The organism is Pseudomonas sp. 2822-17, assembly GCF_002742485.1.
Classification (GTDB): domain Bacteria; phylum Pseudomonadota; class Gammaproteobacteria; order Pseudomonadales; family Pseudomonadaceae; genus Aquipseudomonas; species Aquipseudomonas cyclaminis.
In genome coordinates this window covers 1-18,232 of record NZ_LJRZ01000371.1, presented here as the reverse complement: position 1 = coordinate 18,232, position 18,232 = coordinate 1, and the positions used below count along the sequence as shown (strand labels likewise).

The following is an 18,232-nucleotide window of genomic DNA, read 5'->3' as shown; positions in this document are numbered from 1 at the left end:
ATCAGGCAAAACCATGACAAAAAGTTACTTATCGGCAGCTTATAAGTGCGTCAGGCGCAATCCTTGAATTTGCCCTGTGTACGCTTGAGATTCAGGTCGGCTGGGCTTCCAGCCACGTGGCGTGGCAGCTCTCGCGCATGGTTTCGCGCAGCCATTTGTGCGCCGGGTCCTTGTCGAAACGCGGGTGCCAGGATTGGGCCAACACCAGAGTCGGCAAGGAGATCGGCAGCGGGAAGGCGCGCAGGGGCAGCTTCAGGCGGTTGGCGCTGTAGAGCGCTTCCTTGGGCACCGGCAGGATCAGGTCGGAGTCGGGCAGCATGAACATCGCGCCGTGAAACCCTGGGGCGATCATCGCCACGCGGCGCTCCAGGCCCTGGGCATTCAGCGCGGTATCGATCGGCCCCCGGGCGATGCCGCGCCGCGAGATGCTGATATGGGAGTAGCTGGCGAAACGTGCCGCGGTGATCTCCTCGTCGAACAACGGGTGGTCCTGCCGCGCCAGGCCGACGAAGGTGGTGGAGAACAGGTTCTGCACCTTGACCTCAGGGCTTGCCGGCTGGGTGTTGCTCACGCGCAAATCCAGGCGCCCTTCGCGCAGGGCTTCGTCGTCGGTGTCGCCTTCGGGCACGAAACACAGCTCGCACAATGGCGCAACGCGCTCCATGGTGTCGAACAGACGACCGCCATACACACCGATGAAAAAGTCATTGGCGCGCACGCTGAAGCGGCGGCGCAGCGTGCTCAGGTCTACCTGGTCAGCCGAGCGAAACAGCAGCGCGGCCTGCTCCACCACGTTGCGCACCTGGCCCTGTAACTGCAATGCCTTGGGCGTTGGCACCAGGCCGCGCCCGGCACGCACCAGGATCGGGTCGCCCACCGCTTCGCGAATGCGCGTGAGGGTGCGGCTCATGGCCGCCGGGCTGAGGTTCATCCGCCGGGCGGCGCCGACCACACTGCCCTCGTCGAGCAAAGCGTCGAGGGCGACCAGCAGGTTCATGTCCGGTAGTTGCATGCCAAGCACTCATGATCAGAGGGGAGTGAACTGGGCGCAATCGTAGCAGGGATAGGTGGATCAGCGCTGCATGCCCCAACGCTTCACGGTGAGCCGCTCGAAGGTGTCAAACACCAGGTTCTCCACCAGCAGGCCGATCAGGATCACCACCGCTAACCCGGCAAACACCTTGTCGGTGTAAAGCTCGTTGCGGTTCTGGAAGATGTACCAACCCAGCCCGCCCTTGCCGCTGGTGGCGCCGAACACCAACTCGGCGGCGATCAGTGTGCGCCAGGCAAATGCCCAGCCGATTTTCAGGCCGGCGAGGATCGACGGCAGCGCGGCCGGGATCAGGATAAACAGCACAAAGCGCATGCCCTTCAGACCATAGTTGCGACCGGCCATGCGCAGCGTCTCGGACACGCCGAGAAACCCTGAATAGGTGTTGAGCGCCAGCGCCCACAACACCGAATGCACCAGCACGAAAATCAGGCTGTTCTGGCCCAGGCCGAACCACAGCAGCGCCAGCGGCAATAACGCAATGGCTGGCAGCGGGTTGAACATCGAGGTCAGGGTGCTCAACAGGTCGCGGCCCAATTGGGTCGACACGGCCAAGGTGGTCAGGGCAAACGCCAGCACAATGCCGATCAGGTAACCCTTGATCAGCACCACCAGCGAGATGCTCACCTTGCTCAGCAATTCGCCGCTGAGCAGGCCGTCGTACAACGCGGCGGACGTCTGCAGAAAGCTCGGCAGCAGCAGGTCGTTGTTCTGGTAGCGCGCCACGGCTTCCCAGAGGATCGCGAGCACAATCAGGATCAGGCCCTTGCGCAGCCAGCCTTGTTGCCACAGGCGTTGGCGCAGGGGCAATTCGCGCTCCACGGGGACACTGAGCAGCGGTTCGAGGGTGACTTCATATTCCTGGCGCATGGGTTGCCCTCTTAGTAAGCGATGCGGATGTCGGCAAAACCCAACTCGGGTTCCGCGGCGCTGGTTTCATCGAACAGCAAGCGATGAATCCGTCGCGCCGACGCCTGGAAGTCCACACCGCCCAGGCTGTGCAGGTCGTATTGATGGCTGTGGATTTCTGCGCGTACGCGCCCCGGATGGGGGGACAGCAACAGGATGCGATTACCCACCACCAGTGCTTCTTCGATGGAGTGGGTGACGAACAACAGGGTGAAGCGCACCTCTGCCCAGAGCAGCAGCAATTCTTCCTGCATCTTGCGCCGGGTGAGGGCATCGAGGGCGGCGAAGGGCTCGTCCATCAACAGGATTTTCGGCTGCATGGCCAGGGCACGGGCGATGGCCACGCGGGCCTTCATGCCGCCGGATAACGTGTGGGGGTAGGCGTCGGCGAAGGCACTCAGGCCGACTTTGTCGAGGTAATGCAGGGCGCGTTCTTCAGCTTCGCGGCGCTTGAGGGTCTTGGACGCCAGCAGCGGGAACATTACGTTTTGCTTGACGGTTTTCCACGGCGGCAGTTGGTCAAATTCCTGAAACACCACGATGCGGTCCGGGCCCGGTTGCTCGACCTTTTGCCCCAGCAAACGAATCTCGCCCTCGCAAGGTTTGATAAACCCGGCGATGGACTTGAGCAAGGTGGATTTGCCGCAGCCCGAAGGGCCGAGCAGCACGTAGCGGTCAGCCGGGTCGATCTCGAAACTGACCTGATGGGTGGCCCGCACCACGCGCTCGGGGGTGCGGTATTCGAGGCTGACGTTATCCACCGCCAGCAACGGCTCGGCGGTGTGCAGGTTGCTGGCCGTGTGGCCTTGCAAGGGCGCGTTCATCTCAGCTTCCTTGCAGGGGCCTGGCGTCCTGGAAGAAGTAGTCCTTCCACGATTCAGGCTTGTTTTTAATGGCGCCGACGCGGTAGAGGAATTCCGCCAGCGGGTAAGTATTTTTCGGCGTGACGCTGAATTCGAACTGCGGGTTGTCGATGATCTTGAGCAGCTCGGCGCGGTCGATCTTAGCCTTGGTCACGCGGATGTAGGTGTCGGCGGCGGCGCCTTTGTCGTTCTGGGCAAATTGTGCGGCTTCGGTCAATGCCTCGACGAACGCCTTGTAGGTTTTCGGGTTGTCATTGCGGAATTTCTCGGTGGCGAACAACACCGTCGGTGAGTTGGGGCCGAGCAGGTCATAGGTGTTCAACACCACATGCACATTGGGGTTGGCCAGGGCCTGATCCTGGAATGGCGGGTTGGAAAAGTGCCCGGTCAGCTCGGTACCGCCAGCGATCAACGCGGCGGTGGCGTCAGGGTGCGGGACGGCGACGGTGTACTTGTCGAGGCGATTGAATTCCTTATCGCCCCACTGCTTGGCGGCGGCATATTGCAGGAAGCGCGACTGCACCGAAACGCCCACCGCAGGCACGGCGATGCGGTCCTGGTCGGTGAAGTCGGCAATGGTCTTGACCTTGGGATTGTTGCTGACCAGGTAGTACGGGAAGTTGCCCAGTGACGCTACGGCCTTGACGTTCTGCTTGCCGTGGGTGCGATCCCAGATGGTCAGCAGTGGGCCGACGCCGGCACCGGCGATGTCGATGGAGCCGGAAAGCAGCGCATCGTTGACTGCCGCGCCACCGGAGAGCTGGGTCCAATCGACCTTGATGTCGATACCTTCCTGCTTGCCGTATTTCTCGATGAGATTCTGGTCGCGCACTACGTTGAGCAGCAGGTAAACGATGCCGAATTGTTCGGCGATGCGGATCTCTCCTTCCGCCTGGGCAACCGCCGGGGCTACCAGGCTGCCGGCCAGCAGGCTGATACCCAGCCCAACGGTGGCGGCCAATCGTGCAAATGGAATGTTCCTGGACATGGTCATGCTCCGAATCAGAAAGGCGCGTCGCCCTGGATGGTGGTGCGAAACAGCTTGCGGCGCAGATGGCTCGGGCAACCGGCGGCGAGGTGGATCAACGAGCGGTTGTCCCAGAACACCAGGTCGTGGGGCTGCCATTGGTGGTGATAGATGTTCTGCGCCAGCACGCTGTGGGCGTAGAGCTGGGTGAGCAGGTCGCGGCTTTCGTCTTCGGGCAGGCCGACGATGCGGGTGGTGAAGCCTTCACTGACGAACAGCGCCTTGCGACCGTTTTCCGGGTGAGTGCGCACAATCGGGTGCACCACTTCTGCGACCTGCGCCAACTGCTCGGGGGTGAGCGTGGGGCGCCAGTTGCCTTCGAATTTGGTCTCGCTGTAGCGCGCGGTATAGGAATGTGCGGCGCTGCGGCCAGCGACCGCTTTGCGCAGATGCTCGGGCAGTTGGTCCCAGGCTTTGTGCATGTCGGCGAATAAGGTGTCGCCGCCTTCGCAGGGCAGCTCCTGGGCATGCAGCATCGAGCCAAGGCTCGGCAGTTCTTTATAAGACAGGTCCGAATGCCAGAATTTTCCCGCGTCGCCCAGGCCGATGGATTGGCCGTTTTCGATGATGTTGGAGACGATCAGGATTTCCGGGTGGTTGGCCAGCAGGAACTGTTTGAGCACGTGGATCTGCAACACGCCAAAGCGACGGCTGAAGGCAATCTGTTGTTCGGGGGTGATACGTTGGTCGCGAAAGACCACCACATGGTGATCCAGGTGCGCACGGTGGATACGGACGAAATCCTGGTCATTGACTGGCCGGGACAGGTCCAGGCCAATAACCTCGGCGCCGACACTGCCGGGCAGCGGGCGAATCTCGAACGTTTGGGCGGTAGGGATCGCTGTTGGAACAGTAGAGGTGGCAGACATGAGTTCACTCCCGGTCAGACAGGAGAGTGACTTTATAGATATAAGAACGGCAATTTAAATACCGTTAGAGAATATCTATATGCGGGAATGTCGCAGCATGCCAATGCCGTGTAAGACCCCGCAAGACCCCGACGTGGGCCGTCTGAGCAGCATGTTGAAACGCTTACAAGCCGAAACCGTGCCCGTTTGACAAGCCTATGGGCAGCCTCTAGTGTGCATTGGATCCAATTAGCCACCACTTTTCCAATAAGGAGGATAGCGTAACCGTGACGCAGAAGCCGAACCCTTTGAACAGCATCAAGATCAGCGGGCCTATTCCCGCCCATCTTGCTCGCTCCGTGATTGAAGAAACCCTGCGCAATGCCATCCTCGACGGCCGATTGCCCTGCGGGACCGCCATGCGCCAGCAAGAGCTGGCCAGCCTGTTCGGGGTCAGCCGCATGCCGGTGCGTGAAGCCTTGCGCCAGCTGGAGGCGCAGTCACTGTTGCATGTGGTCACCCACAAAGGCGCCGTGGTTGCACCGCTGATCGAAGACAATTCAGCTGAGACCTATGAGCTGCGTATGTTGCTGGAGTCCGAGGCGCTGCGCCTGTCGATTCCCTTGCTGACCGAAGCTGATATCGCCGAGGCAGACACCTTCATCTGTGCCCTGGAACAGGAAAAAGACTACGCCGAGATTGGTCGCCTTAATCGCCTGTTTCACATGACCCTGTATGGCAAGGCGCCCAACCAGCGACTACTCAAATTGGTAGAGCACGGGCTGAATGAGGAAGAGCGCTTCCTGCGTTTCAACCTTGAAGCAATGGGGCTGGGGGAGACATCCCAGGAAGATCACCGTGAACTGCTGAACCTCGTGGCGCACAAACACGTCGCTGAGAGCATCCTGACGTTACGCAATCACTTGATGCGCGGGATGGAAGTGATCACCACCTACCTGAATGGCCTGGAAGCCGACGCCAGGTAATTCATTCAGCAGAACCTCGCTCTCCCGCCTTGCCCATCAAGAGTTGCGGGTCACTGCCCATTGGACAGAGGCCCGCACTGAAGAAACTTCCGACTTCAATAACGAAACTAACTGACAGCACATATTATTTAGAAAAACTTCTAACATATTTGTATGCTCGCCAAATTGTTTAACCCGCCTATCATCTTTTATTACTAAACCAGGCCACTCACTCAGCGCCTCACGCGCGCGGGCGGCTTTCCTGGCCATGCCTGGTTTACATCTACTTATCTTTTTGCCAATCACAAAAGCCCATCGCTGTTTCTACAGTAGACGCAATAATTTATAGGCATCAACCATGCATCAACCGTTACTGGAACAAAAAAAACTGCAGTTATACAGCCATCCGTTATTTGCGGAAATAACTTCACTTAGCAAGTTACGACGCTTTATGGAAGGCCATGTTTTCGCTGTTTGGGACTTCATGACACTCACCAAACGCCTGCAACAGGACCTGACCTGCACTCACTTGCCCTGGCTGCCACCCTGCGACCCGCAAGCTGCACGCCTGATCAATGAAATAGTGCTGAGCGAAGAGTCAGACACGCATCCCCGTGGAGGCCATTGCAGCCACTTCGAGCTGTACCTGGAAGCCATGGCCGAGGTCGGCGCCAGCACCTCTGCAATCAACCGTTTCGTTGCGTTCCTGCGTCAAGGCGCGACGGCAGATATGGCCTTGCACGAGGTTGCGCCGCCTGCCGGGGTGGCCCGTTTTGTCAGGGCAACGTTATGCGTCGCGGTAAACGCGCCCACGCACTGTGTGGCGGCTGCGTTTCTGTACGGCCGCGAGCGTGTCATCCCCGCGATGTTCGAGCGCATCCTGCAAGCGGATGCGTCGATCCTGCATCAGGCGCCTACCTTGTGCGGCTATCTCAAGCGCCACATCGAACTGGATACACAGGATCATGGCCCGGCAGCGGAGCAACTGCTCGCACGTCTGCTCAGTGCAGATCCAGCGTATGCCCAACAAGCCGGGGATACAGCCCTCGCCGCCATGCAAAGTCGCATCGACTTATGGGACGAGTTGCGGGTCTCGTTGCAAGGGGTACGCCCATGAACACTGCCAATTACCCCGCCATTGCCGAAGATTGGGAGCGCCGCGCAACCGTTCGCACACGCCCTCGCCGCCTGCTGGAAAACGATGACAAGTTGATCTACCCCTTGTGCCGCCAGCCATTGGTACTCAGCACGGCCTTTGTTCAACATTGCCCGCAGTGGCGCGACTTCGTGCTGGTGCAAAGCTTTTACAAGTTCATCAATGACGTGGTCATCTTCGAGACTGAAATCGTCGATAAAACTGCCCGCAGCATAGCCAAGAATCGCTTCTCGCTGCCCTTCCCCCTCGCCTGCCGCGTTGACGCGATGACCGTTGTGGTGGACGAGGACTATCACGCGCTGGTTGCACTGGATTTTCTGCAACAGACGGTGGCCATGACGGGCATACAACCGCTGGACCTGCCCGGGCAAATCGAGTTGAGCCGCGCGCTGCCGGCGGCACAAGCCCTGGCACCCGCTCACCTGAGCGATGCGGTGGAGTTGATTGGCGTGGCCATCGCCGAAAACACCGTCACCCAGGATGTAGCAGCGTTTTCCAAGGACAACAGTGTCAAAGCGTCGGTTCGCGGCTTGATGGCCGACCACTTGTTTGACGAAGGTCGCCACGCGCAATTCTGGACGCGGCTGGTGCGCATTTATTGGCAGGCCGCGAGTGCCGATGACCGCGACAGCATCGCTCAAGTGCTGCCGACGTTCCTGGCGCATTACCTGACCAACGACCTGCAGAAGAACTTCGACCTGCATCTGGTTGATCATCTCGACATCAATGACAAAGTACGCAATGCACTGCGCGATGAGGTCATGGCACTGGCGTTCCCCATCAGCCGCCATCACCCATTGATGGGCAATATCATGACCTTCCTTCAGCACAGCGGTTTATTGCAGACACCCAGTGTTGCGCAGGCGTTGAACGACTACCTGCCAGCGTCCGGGAGGCCTACATGAGGCGACTGAACATTGGCTGGAGCGGCGCCAGCAGCGCTTTGAACGATATCCGGCAAGTGCTTGAGCAATACGGGCATATCTCAAGCGACGACGCCCTCGACCTGTTGATTGACGATGGCAGCCAACCACCGCCGATCCACGCTGACCAAACCCCACGGATACGCCTGCGCGTGGGCATTGGTCCGGTCGCCGACGGCGGGCTGCCCCAGCTGCAAGTGCGCGCTTATGCGCACGACTGGCGGACAGTTGCCGTACTGCACATCGCCGACGAGCCCAGTGGAAACGGTCACCGGCTGCGCCAGCAGGCGATGAGTGCGCTGGTCGAATGGGTCGTGCTGCACGTCAGTGGCTTCGCCCGCGATCCAGGGTACTTTTCTGCAACCGCAGTTGCCAATGAGTGGCCCGAGCAGGACTTGCGAGCCTTGGAGGCGCTGGCGTTTCTTCATCGATTCAACCGTACGGCAGACCTCACGTTGATGCAGGAAGCGCGGGTGTCGCCAATCGAACAACTGCAGGCCAGCCTGCACACCTTCGCCGAACGCCCGGCGCTGAACATCGCCGGCAGCCAGGTGACCTACCGTCAATTGCATCGCCACGCCCTGGCGATCCAGCAACGATTACTGCCCTTGCTGGACACCGCAGACGCGCCGCCGGTGGTGGGTGTGTACCTGGAAAAATCCACTGAGCTATACGCCAGTATTCTCGCAGTGCTGGGCTGTGGCGCGGTGTACATGCCGCTCGGCACCGAGCAGCCCGCTCAACGCCATCACGTCATGCTCGAAAGCGCGGGGGCTCGCGTATTGCTGGACGCCGGTCAGCATCCATTGCGGGGGCGTTTTGTGTCAGTGGATGTGCGCAGTGTCGCTCCCCTCGACGCCGACATCACACGCCCGTTGATACGCCAACGCCCGCACCCAGATGCCCCCTGCATCGTGCTTTATACATCGGGCACCACCGGCCAGCCCAAGGGCGTGCTGCTCAGCCAATACAACCTGGCGCACTTCACGGCGTGGTTCAAGCGCTGCATGGGTTTGGACGCGCAGAGCCGCGTCCTGCAGTTCTCGCCGTTGAGCTTCGATTCGTCGCTGATCGATATTTTCCCTGCCTTGATAGCCGGTGCCGAGTTGGTCGTCCCAAGCGAAGAGCAACGGCGCGATCCTCACCAACTGCTTGAAATGCTCCACCAGCACTGTGTCACCCACGCCTTTCTGCCGCCCGCCCTGCTCAACATCCTGCCGCCCGACGCCTGGTTGGGGCTAACGCACCTGCTGACGGGAGGCGATGCGTGCGAGCCTCATGTGATCGAGCGACTGGCGGGGCAATGTCAGTTTCACAACCTCTACGGCCCTACAGAGGCGACGGTGTTGGTCACCCATCGGGTGATGCAGGTCGGCGACAGCAACCGCAGCCTTGGCCTGCCCATTGCCAATAGCCAGGTGCTGATCCTTGATGCCGACCTGCAACCGGTGGATGAACAGGTGATGGGCGAGGTGTACATCATCGGCCCTGGGGTAAGCCTGGGATATGTGAAAGAACCGCAACAAGCGGCCAGCGCTTTCGTCGAACTGACAGTGCCCGGTGGCCGGAACCTGCAGGCCTACCGCAGCGGCGACCTGGCCAAGTGGACCACCGACGGCATTGTGCTGGGTGGGCGATGCGACGATCAGGTGAAGATCCGTGGCTTTCGGATTGAGCCTCAGGAAATTGAGCAATGCCTGCGCAACAGCCGGTTGTATCGCCAGATTGCGGTAGTTATCGATGGTGAAAACAGAATCCGATGTTTTGCCGCCCAGCCTGAACCGGGTGCTACGGTGGCAGGCCTGCAGCAATATGTGCGGCAGTGGCTGCCGGACTACATGCAGCCCGACGGTTGGGTCGAGTTGGCGGGTATGCCGTACACCTGCAATGGAAAAGTCGACCGTAAAACCCTGTTGGCGCTACCGTTTGAGCCCCCTTTGCGGCCTTCTCCTTGCACTGCATGCACCCCGTTTCAAACGCGGTTAAGCAGCCTGTGGGGTGAGTTGCTGGCGTTGCCCGTTCATCGGCTGTCCATGGATGACAGCTTCTTCGATCTAGGCGGTCATTCAATGTTGCTGTCGATGCTGATGCTGCGTGTTCGCGAGCAATTCGGCGGTGGTTTCACGCTAGGTCACTTCCTGGAAGTACCGACGATCCGTACCCTCGCAACCCTGCTGGAGAACGGTGAACGGCCCGATGCTCCCTTTGCTCAGGCGATTCGGGATGCCCAGCGGAAGTGGGTGATCAACACGCTGACACAAGACCGTGCGGGGGATCCCCGCAAAGTGATCGTGACGGGGGCCAACAGTTTCGTCGGCAGCCATATCGTCGAAGCCTTACTGGCCGGCGGTGCAACCCAGGTTGCCTGCCTGGTACGCGAGGAGCCGGGGAATACCGCGATGGCACGGTTTACCGAGGCGTTGCGCGAGTACCGCCTGGCACACCTGGACCTGAGCCGGGTGCACGTCTTCGCGGCCGATATCAGCCAGCCGCAATTGGGCTTGAGCCGTGAGGTGTACGACGCCCTTGCAGAGGATTTCGGCGCACTGGTGCACAACGCGGCACGGGTCAACCACGTACTGGACTACCTCTCACTGGCGAGGGATAACGTCGACCCCATATTCGAGTGCCTGCGTTTATGTGAAACACGCAGCAAAAAAGTCTTCAATTTTGTCTCGACACTGTCGGCCTCCAGCAGCATCAATTCGCGGGGACAGGTGCTGGAAACGCCTGCGGCGGCCACATTGCCGCTGTACATCAAGAACGGCTACAACCTGTCCAAGTGGGTTGCCGAGCGACAGCTGGGAGGCGCACTCGCCCAAGGTGCCTGGGTGAATATCTATCGTCCCGGGAATATCAGTTTCAACAGCCGCAACGGTGTCTGCCAGCCGCAAAAAAACCGCCTGATGTTGATGCTCAAGGGGTCTCTGCAACTGGGCTTGCTGCCGCATTTGGATTTGAACTTCGATTTGATGCCTGTGGATTTTCTGGCGCGCTTCATGGCGTTCCACTGCGGCCGCTTTGAGGCCGACAGAAACGTGTTCAACCTGCATAACCCACAACCCTTGAGTTGGGAGCGCTACCTGGATGCATTCAGCCAGGCAGGCCACCCCTTCGAACGAGTGAGCATTGCGCAATGGCAGCAGGCGTTACGAACGGTGGGACCGGACAACGCACTGTTTGGCGTACTTGGGTTCTACCTTGATCGCCTGGATGAGGACATCGGCGATACTTCGACGATTCGCCACGACAACGCGCGGCACGGTGTTCAGCAGATGGGGGAGTCCTACCCCGAAAAAGATTCGGTGCTGTTGAGCAAAGGCTGTAACTACCTCAAGGCCATCGGCTTTCTTTGAAACGCCTCAGGACAACCTCATGAAACCGCTGCAACCTGATACGTTAATCCGCAACCCGAACGGCGTGCCGATCGTCGCCTGCGTCGTGGTCGATTGCCCTGCCAGCCACCTCTGGAACGCGGTGGGTCAGTTCGGGGGCTTCGATGCATTCATTCCTGCCCTGACGCATATCGAAATGACCGGCGCCGGTGTGGGCGCGTTGCGCACGAAGTTTTTCCACGATGGCAACCTCGTGGTGGAACAGCTCAATAGCCGGGATGAGCATGCGATGCGCATGACCTGGACCACGATCTACAACACCCTGGGCGTGGCCAGGTTGTGGGCGGCAATCAACGTAGAAGCACTTGGAGAACAGTGCTCCAAGGTAACCTGGACCGTTATTGCCGAGCCCGAAGACAAGGGGCAGGAGGGATTTGAACAGTTTGTGCAGGGGTTCGTCGACAGCGCCCTGGAGAATGTCCGCCGCTTGCTGGCAAAGCGGTAGGAGCGAAATCGCTCGCTCCTACCACACACTCGGCAGATCAAATCTTGAAGCTATCGACCAGCTGCTTCAACCGATTGGCTTGTTGCGAGAGCGCATCGCAGTCCTTCAGGGTTTCGTTGAGATTGGTCACGCCCTGTTGGTTCAGCAGGTTGATCTGGTTGATGTCGACGTTGAGGGTTTCCACCACGGCAGTCTGTTCCTCGGTGGCCGCAGCGACGGACTGGTTCATGCCGTCGATCTCGACGATTCGCTGCGTAACGCTGACCAGGCGCTCGCCCGCCTGGTTGGCCACTTGAACGCTTTCTTCACTGGAGGTCTGACTGGCATTCATGGTGGTCACTGCCTCACGCGAACCCACTTGCAGCGAAGTGATCATTTTATGAATTTCTTCAGCCGACTCCTGGGTACGGTGAGCCAGGTTACGCACCTCATCAGCGACCACGGCAAATCCGCGTCCTGCTTCACCGGCACGAGCCGCTTCGATGGCCGCGTTCAATGCCAGCAGGTTGGTTTGCTGGGAAATACCTTTGATCACATCAAGGATGTGGCCGATGTTGTCAGTGCTGGCGTTCAGAGTTTCGATCTGGGTACAGGACAGGCTGATCTTTTGCGACAGCTCCGACATTGCCAGGATGGTTTGCTCAACTACTTTGCGCCCATCGTCGGCCTGCTCGCTGGCACCACTGGCGTGCTGTGAAGCGTCGGCGGCGTTACGTGCGATTTCCTGGGTAGCGGCGCCCAGCTCGTTAATGGCTGCGGCCACGCTGTTGGTGCGTGCGCTCTGCTCGTCAGAGCCGATGATCGAGGCATTGGACGACGCCATCACACGCTGGGACAAGTCATGCACCTGGCGTGTGGCTGAGGACACTTCGGAAATCGAGGCGTGAATACGCTCCACGAACCGGTTGAACGCACTGCCCACTTCTCCGAACTCGTCTTTGCTGGTGACCGCCAGGCGGCGGGTCAGGTCGCCCTCGCCTTGGGCAATGTCCTGCATGGCAATACCCATGGTGGTCAGGGGCCGCAGCAGCACTTGGATCAGCAAGCTCAAGAGCACGGCAATCGCGACGACGGCGATCAGCATGGCAATCAATGCGGACGTACGGAATTTACCCAGCGGTGCGTAGGCTTTGTCTTTATCAATCGACAGACCGATATACCAATCAGCACCAGGCAAGCCACTGATAGGCGTGAACGACAGGATGCGATCCTGGCCTTTGAGGACGACCTCCTGGTTAAGTTTCTCGATGCGCAGGCTGATGCCAGGATAGATGTCCTTGAGGTTTTTCATCACTTGGTCTTCGTCAGGGCTGACGATGACTTGGCCGTCACCGCTGACCAGGAACGCATGGCCGATACCGCCGAAATCCACCGAGTTGATGATCTTCACCAGGGTTTGCAGGCTCAGGTCTCCGCCGACCACGCCGAGCAACTCGCCATTCTTTTTCACCGGCATGGCGATCGTTACGATCTGCCCTCCCACTGCGGCCATATAGGGCGGCGTGAGCATGGGTTTATCGGCAGCCACCGCTTGTTTGTACCAAGGACGCTGACGAGGGTCGTAACCGTCAGGCATCTTTGCGTCCGGGCGCTGGGTGAACACCCCGTTAGTTTGGCCAACATAGGTGAACTGGAAGTTCGAAGTGAACGCTGGTTGATCGACCAACCCCGGGAGGTCAGCCCCACTGCCTTGGTGGGCAACGTTTTGCGTCAGGCTTTCGAGCACCAATATTCGACCGCTGAGCCAGTTCTGCACGCTGCTGGCGGTGAGCTCACCAGACTGCTGAATAGACGACTCCAGGTTCTGCTTGATGGTGCTGCGCTGCAGATAGTCGTTGTAAAGGGTAAATAACGCGAAGGCCAGAACCACAACGCCTGACGCGGCCAACAAAATTTTATGACTGAATTTGAGATTCATTTCATCGACTTCTTTTTGCCAAAGGGGGGTGAGCGGGCCGAATGGAGCATTCCATGTAACGGTGTCGGCAGCTTCTCAGGCCGCTCTATTTCGGTGCACACATGGCTTATCAGGCTTTCGGCCACGTCGAAGCAAAACTTAGGGGTTTGTGGGAAAGATCTTCTTTTTAAGTAGGAAACCGACCAGTGGTTGTCGTACAAGGACCAGAGTTGCAAATTTTTTCCGCCTATCAAACAATGCGACTAATTATCATTTGTGACGTCTGGCCGAGCTCGTTTACATGCCGCCCTCTGAGTACATCTCGTGTGAAGAAAACGTTGTGCAGGCGCTTTACTGCACCCACCACAACTGGCTGAACACTTGGCTGCGCAGCCGCCTGGGTAATGCAGCCGATGCTGCAGACCTGGCTCAAGACACCTTCGTACGCCTGCTGCAGAGAACCGAGCGTTTTGAACTCAAGGCGCCACGGGCATTTTTGCGCACAATTGCCCGAGGTTTAGTCATTGATCACTGGCGCCGCGAGGAGATCGAACGGGCCTATCTCGAATCAATCGCCCATCTGCCCGAAGCGTTGGCGCCGAGTGCTGAGGCGCGAGTATCGGTGCTGGAGTTGCTGGAGGACATCGCCCGGCTTTTGGAAGGCTTGAAACCCAAGGTGCGTAAGGCATTTCTGATGGCCCAGTGTGATGGGCTAACGTACAAACTGATCGCGCAGCAGATGGGTATCTCACTGAGGTCAGTTGAGCGTTATGTCGCCGAGGCGCTTTATCACTGCTACGTCCTGCGTTATGGCACCCATGGATAACTCCACACGCTGCGGCCCAGATCCTAGGGTGGTCAAGCAGGCTATCAGTTGGATGCTGCGCTTGCGTAACAACAGCGCCAACACTCAGTTGCTCGTGCAATGTGAGCACTGGCGCGAAGCTCATCATGATCATGAACTGGCTTGGCAACGGGTTCAGGCGCTGCAGCAGGAGCTGAATAGCCAGCTGACCGCGATCCCCGAGACGCACAGGGCACTGGAAAACAGTGCTCAGGGCCTTGGGCGGCGGCAGGCACTGAAGCTATTGTCCGGAGCACTGTTGGTGGGTTCGGCGGTATGGGTAAGCCGGGATCTGAGCGGTTGGCAGCGCTGGACTTCTGACTTCGCAACAGCCACCGGCGAGCGCCGCAGCATGCAACTGCCCGAGGGCACTCGCCTGCAACTCAACACAGACAGTGCGGTAGACCTGGATTTCAAAGCGCTGCAGCGTCTGATCACATTGGTGCGTGGGGAAATGCTGGTGACCTGCGGCGCTGCTTTGTCTGCCCCCTTGTTGGTTCAAACGCGCCATGGCTTGCTCGAAGGCATCGAAGGGCGCTTTACCGTTCGCCAGGACAACGACTGCACACGCTTGAATGTGGTCAGCGGTAATGTAGTGATTCACTCACCTCACAGACCTGATGGACTTTCGACGCGCGTTCGCGCGGGAGAGAGTTACCTCCTGCGTCAGACCGAAGCCATGCTTGTTCCTCCACCGGATATGGACGTTGCTGCGTGGGCGGATGGGCTGATTGTGACTCGAAATATGCGACTCGCCGATTTCCTTTCAGAAGTTGGGCGTTATCGCCCTGGCCATTTGGGCTGCTCGATGGATATTGCAGATTTACGGCTATCGGGTGTGTTCCGTCTGGAGGACACCGATAAGTTGCTGGCGATACTTGCGCGCACACTGCCGGTACACGTGCGCTATCGCACGCCTTGGTGGGTGAGCCTGGAGCGGAGGGTCTGATTTTTACTTTTTTTGGCGGCTTTTTTCCCAGAGTCCGGCTTAGTCAGTAAGCCAATCAATCTGCCCTTACCGGCCTCTACGGATCTTGATCATGCCTGTGTGTTTTCCCCGCAATACTTGCGACTCTTCCTACCCCCTATTGGGTCAAGCCATACGCGCAGCATTGCTATCGACGGCGCTGGGTATCAGTACGGTGCCGATCACTGTCTTGGCCACAGAAGGCAGCGCAGAGCTGGTTAATCAACACTACGAGATACCTGCAGGACCGCTGAGCGAGGTGCTCAATGAGTTCTCTCGACGGGCTGGCATTACTCTGTCCAGCACGCCTGCACAAACTCAGGGCCGGCAGTCGGTGGGGCTAAAAGGTGACTACTCTGCCGAGCAGGGTTTTACTCGTCTGCTAGAAGGCACAGGGTTGCAGGCAGTATCCGGAGACGGTGTCAGCTTTGTCTTGCAGGTGCTGCCGGAAAGCAACGCGCTGACTCTACCGACCACCGACATCAAGGGTTTCGCCTTGGGCAATGCCCTTGGGAGCATGGAAGGCTACAACGCGACTCACAGCCAGATCGCTACCAAGACTAGCACCGCCCTACTGGAGACCTCGCAATCGGTTTCGGTAGTGACGCGTGAGCAAATGGATGACCAAGGCTCCCAGACCGTTTCCCAAGCCATGCGTTACACACCTGGCGTGCTGACCAACCCCTATGGCGCAACGCATCGGTATGACTACGTGGCGATGCGCGGTTTCAATGATGGCTCGGTGGATAACATTTACCTTGATGGTTTGAAGTCCATGGGGGACAGCGGCACCTATAGCACGATGCAAGTTGATCCGTATTTCCTGGAGCGCGTGGACATTCTCAAGGGGCCTTCCTCGGTACTGTATGGGCGCAGCTCGCCCGGCGGCTTGGTGGCACTGACCAGCAAGAAGCCGCTGTTCGAGCCTTATCACCAGGTTCAAGCGACAGTGGGAAGCAACGGGCAACGGGGGATGGGATTTGACTTCAGCGGCCCAGTGGATGAAGACAAGCGCATCGCCTATCGACTGACAGGGCTGGCGGATAAATCCGACACCCAATTCGACTACGCCAAGGAGAAGCGCTACGCATTGGCGCCAACTCTGAGCATCGACTTTACCGACGATACTTCACTGACGTTACAGGCCTATCTTCAGCATGATCCTGATGGCGGCTATCACAGCGGGATGCCAGCGGATGGCACACTGCATCAGCGCAATGGGCAGCGAATCTCCAACCACTTCTTTGAAGGTGAGCCCGGAGTTGACGGCTACAAGCGAGACCAGCAGTCGTTCGGCTATCAGTTTGAGCATCGCTTCGATGATGTGTTAACCGCACGACAGAACTTTCGCTACCTGGATTCCAAGGTGCAATTGGATCAGGTGTACGCCTATGGCTGGACCACTCCGACCAGTAATGAGCTGAATCGCTATTACTCGGGCGGTGATGAGAAGCTGCATGCATTCATCATCGACAACATGTTGCAGGCTGAATTTTTTACTGGGGCGACCAAGCACACCACGCTGTTGGGTGCGGACTATCAACGGCGTAAAACCGTGGTGGATTGGACGAGTGGGTCGCTTGAGTCAATCAATGCGTTTAACCCCACCTACGGCAACTCCGCTATCAGCTATTACAGCCCTACCAGCTATCTACGACGGTTAGAGCAGACCGGGGTTTATCTGCAAGACCTGATCGAAATGGATAAATGGCGGTTTTCATTGGGGTTGCGTCAGGACTGGGTACAGACCTCTGACGAAAACCGCGTTGCAGAGACGAATCGGCCAGCGGGTACTGAGATCGGTGATAAGCGCACTAAACTCACTGGACGCGCAGGTGCGTTGTACCTGTTTGATAGTGGCCTGGCACCCTATGTCAGCTACTCCGAGTCGTTCAATCCCAACTCCTATTCCGACAGTACAGGCACTCCGCTGGCACCTACCGATGGGACACAGTGGGAAGTAGGGTTGAAGTATCAGCCGCCAGGCACCGAAAACTTGTTCACGGCATCGTGGTTTCGCATCGATCAGGAAAATCTGGCAACCAAGCTACCGCAGGAAAACTTCTATCGTGGTGTCGGCGCTGTGCGCTCGCAGGGGCTGGAATTGGAGGCGCACATGCAGCTAACCGATAACCTCAAGCTCTTGGGCAGCTATACCTTTACCGATATCGAGTACTCCAAGTCGATGGTGAGTACCTTGAGCACTGCTGACAATCTGATTGAGAACAAGGGTAACTCGCCGACGCAGGCACCTCGTCATATGGCGTCGATCTGGGCTGACTATAAGTTTGAGATTGGCGCACTGGATGGGTTGAGGCTTGGAGGTGGCGTGCGGTATGTAGGTTATAGCTGGGCAGATGCGGAGAATACGATGAAGGTGCCTTCCTATACGCTGTACGACGCGTCGGTAGGATATGACTTAGGTAAGGTCGGTTTGAAGGGCGTGGATGTGCGGCTTAATGCGAACAATTTGACCAATGAAACTTATGTAGCGTCCTGTGCCAGTCTGAACTTCTGCTATCTAGGAGAGAAACGTAACTTGAGCGCGACCGTCAGTTACCAGTTCTGATCCGTTAGTGGGGACCACACCCACCAGCGGCTCTAAACGAAAAAACCCCTGTCTGTTTAACAGACAGGGGTTTCGGAATTTAATCTTGACGATGACCTACTCTCACATGGGGAAACCCCACACTACCATCGGCGATGCATCGTTTCACTGCTGAGTTCGGGATGGGATCAGGTGGTTCCAATGCTCTATGGTCGTCAAGAAATTCTGTGTATCGGACCGTTGCGTTAGCATCGCTCCGATGAAATTCATGAGTTTCTACATAAAACAAAACCCCATCTGCTTTCGCAAATGGGGTTTCGGAATTTAATCTTGACGATGACCTACTCTCACATGGGGAAACCCCACACTACCATCGGCGATGCATCGTTTCACT

At 58.2% G+C, this 18,232-nt stretch carries 14 protein-coding genes and 1 rRNA gene; 8 read left to right on the top strand and 7 right to left on the bottom strand.

Annotated elements, in window-relative coordinates:
- Positions 1–91 precede the first annotated feature (91 nt).
- Genes AOA60_RS10135 through AOA60_RS10115 form a run of 5 tightly spaced genes read right to left on the bottom strand, consistent with a single transcriptional unit; the run spans position 92 to position 4,719 of the window.
- Entirely contained in the window at positions 92–1,012 is a 921-nt protein-coding gene (locus tag AOA60_RS10135; RefSeq protein ID WP_099584307.1) for a LysR family transcriptional regulator, read from the bottom strand.
- Between the two features lie 60 nt (positions 1,013–1,072).
- Positions 1,073–1,921 carry an ABC transporter permease gene (locus AOA60_RS10130; RefSeq protein WP_099584306.1) on the bottom strand — a complete coding sequence of 283 codons (849 nt, stop codon included), beginning with the start codon at positions 1,919–1,921 and terminating at the stop codon, positions 1,073–1,075.
- A gap of 11 nt (positions 1,922–1,932) precedes the next feature.
- Positions 1,933–2,784 (bottom strand): ABC transporter ATP-binding protein, encoded by an 852-nt coding sequence (locus AOA60_RS10125; protein WP_099584305.1) that lies wholly within the window; start codon positions 2,782–2,784, stop codon positions 1,933–1,935.
- Position 2,785: 1 nt separating this feature from the next.
- A complete protein-coding gene (locus AOA60_RS10120) occupies positions 2,786–3,811 on the bottom strand; it encodes an ABC transporter substrate-binding protein (RefSeq protein ID WP_099584304.1) in 1,026 nt (341 codons plus the stop codon).
- Between the two features lie 14 nt (positions 3,812–3,825).
- Complete coding sequence (locus tag AOA60_RS10115) at positions 3,826–4,719, bottom strand: TauD/TfdA family dioxygenase (RefSeq protein WP_099584303.1); 894 nt, start codon at positions 4,717–4,719, stop codon at positions 3,826–3,828.
- A 266-nt stretch (positions 4,720–4,985) separates the two neighbouring features.
- On the opposite strand from AOA60_RS10115, the gene AOA60_RS10110 reads away from it, so the two are divergent.
- The 5 genes from AOA60_RS10110 (at position 4,986) to AOA60_RS10090 (ending at position 11,582) form a co-directional block, all read left to right on the top strand.
- Positions 4,986–5,684: a GntR family transcriptional regulator gene (locus AOA60_RS10110; protein WP_099584302.1), complete on the top strand. Its 699-nt coding sequence runs from the start codon at positions 4,986–4,988 to the stop codon at positions 5,682–5,684.
- 337 nt (positions 5,685–6,021) lie between these two features.
- Entirely contained in the window at positions 6,022–6,780 is a 759-nt protein-coding gene (locus AOA60_RS10105) for a DUF3050 domain-containing protein (RefSeq protein ID WP_099584301.1), read from the top strand.
- Positions 6,777–7,724 (top strand): diiron oxygenase, encoded by a 948-nt coding sequence (locus AOA60_RS10100; RefSeq protein ID WP_099584300.1) that lies wholly within the window; start codon positions 6,777–6,779, stop codon positions 7,722–7,724. The genes AOA60_RS10105 and AOA60_RS10100 overlap by 4 nt, the downstream gene beginning before the upstream one ends.
- A complete protein-coding gene (locus AOA60_RS10095; protein WP_099584299.1) occupies positions 7,721–11,098 on the top strand; it encodes an amino acid adenylation domain-containing protein in 3,378 nt (1,125 codons plus the stop codon). Before AOA60_RS10100 ends, AOA60_RS10095 begins: the two co-directional genes overlap by 4 nt.
- A 19-nt stretch (positions 11,099–11,117) precedes the next feature.
- Positions 11,118–11,582 carry an SRPBCC family protein gene (locus AOA60_RS10090; RefSeq protein ID WP_099584298.1) on the top strand — a complete coding sequence of 155 codons (465 nt, stop codon included), beginning with the start codon at positions 11,118–11,120 and terminating at the stop codon, positions 11,580–11,582.
- Positions 11,583–11,619: 37 nt separating this feature from the next.
- Here the strand turns inward: AOA60_RS10090 and AOA60_RS10085 are convergent, their stop codons facing one another.
- Positions 11,620–13,500, bottom strand: a complete 1,881-nt coding sequence (locus tag AOA60_RS10085) for a methyl-accepting chemotaxis protein (protein ID WP_099584297.1) — start codon at positions 13,498–13,500, stop codon at positions 11,620–11,622.
- Between the two features lie 280 nt (positions 13,501–13,780).
- Here AOA60_RS10085 and AOA60_RS10080 point away from each other — a divergent pair, with 280 nt between their 5' ends.
- The 3 genes from AOA60_RS10080 to AOA60_RS10070 all read left to right on the top strand — a co-directional run bounded on the left by AOA60_RS10080 (position 13,781) and on the right by AOA60_RS10070 (position 17,859).
- Positions 13,781–14,305 (top strand): sigma-70 family RNA polymerase sigma factor, encoded by a 525-nt coding sequence (locus tag AOA60_RS10080; protein ID WP_099584296.1) that lies wholly within the window; start codon positions 13,781–13,783, stop codon positions 14,303–14,305.
- Positions 14,289–15,272: a FecR domain-containing protein gene (locus AOA60_RS10075; protein WP_099584295.1), complete on the top strand. Its 984-nt coding sequence runs from the start codon at positions 14,289–14,291 to the stop codon at positions 15,270–15,272. Before AOA60_RS10080 ends, AOA60_RS10075 begins: the two co-directional genes overlap by 17 nt.
- A 91-nt stretch (positions 15,273–15,363) precedes the next feature.
- The gene (locus AOA60_RS10070; RefSeq protein ID WP_099584294.1) at positions 15,364–17,859 is read left to right on the top strand and encodes a TonB-dependent siderophore receptor; all 2,496 of its coding nucleotides are present in this window, start codon (positions 15,364–15,366) and stop codon (positions 17,857–17,859) included.
- A gap of 83 nt (positions 17,860–17,942) precedes the next feature.
- Here the strand turns inward: AOA60_RS10070 and rrf are convergent.
- Positions 17,943–18,058 (bottom strand): 5S ribosomal RNA (rrf, locus tag AOA60_RS10065).
- Between the last annotated feature and the right edge of the window lie 174 nt (positions 18,059–18,232).

Bases quoted from the DNA above. Each gene is read 5' to 3' on its own strand.
- AOA60_RS10125 (WP_099584305.1), bottom strand. From the start codon at position 2,784: ATGAACGCGCCCTTGCAAGGCCACACGGCCAGCAACCTGCACACCGCC.
- AOA60_RS10100 (WP_099584300.1), top strand. From the start codon at position 6,777: ATGAACACTGCCAATTACCCCGCCATTGCCGAAGATTGGGAGCGCCGC.
- AOA60_RS10105 (WP_099584301.1), top strand. From the start codon at position 6,022: ATGCATCAACCGTTACTGGAACAAAAAAAACTGCAGTTATACAGCCAT.
- AOA60_RS10080 (WP_099584296.1), top strand. From the start codon at position 13,781: ATGCCGCCCTCTGAGTACATCTCGTGTGAAGAAAACGTTGTGCAGGCG.
- AOA60_RS10090 (WP_099584298.1), top strand. From the start codon at position 11,118: ATGAAACCGCTGCAACCTGATACGTTAATCCGCAACCCGAACGGCGTG.
- AOA60_RS10085 (WP_099584297.1), bottom strand. From the start codon at position 13,500: ATGAATCTCAAATTCAGTCATAAAATTTTGTTGGCCGCGTCAGGCGTT.
- AOA60_RS10120 (WP_099584304.1), bottom strand. From the start codon at position 3,811: ATGTCCAGGAACATTCCATTTGCACGATTGGCCGCCACCGTTGGGCTG.
- AOA60_RS10135 (WP_099584307.1), bottom strand. From the start codon at position 1,012: ATGCAACTACCGGACATGAACCTGCTGGTCGCCCTCGACGCTTTGCTC.
- AOA60_RS10070 (WP_099584294.1), top strand. From the start codon at position 15,364: ATGCCTGTGTGTTTTCCCCGCAATACTTGCGACTCTTCCTACCCCCTA.
- AOA60_RS10075 (WP_099584295.1), top strand. From the start codon at position 14,289: ATGGCACCCATGGATAACTCCACACGCTGCGGCCCAGATCCTAGGGTG.
- AOA60_RS10095 (WP_099584299.1), top strand. From the start codon at position 7,721: ATGAGGCGACTGAACATTGGCTGGAGCGGCGCCAGCAGCGCTTTGAAC.
- AOA60_RS10130 (WP_099584306.1), bottom strand. From the start codon at position 1,921: ATGCGCCAGGAATATGAAGTCACCCTCGAACCGCTGCTCAGTGTCCCC.
- AOA60_RS10115 (WP_099584303.1), bottom strand. From the start codon at position 4,719: ATGTCTGCCACCTCTACTGTTCCAACAGCGATCCCTACCGCCCAAACG.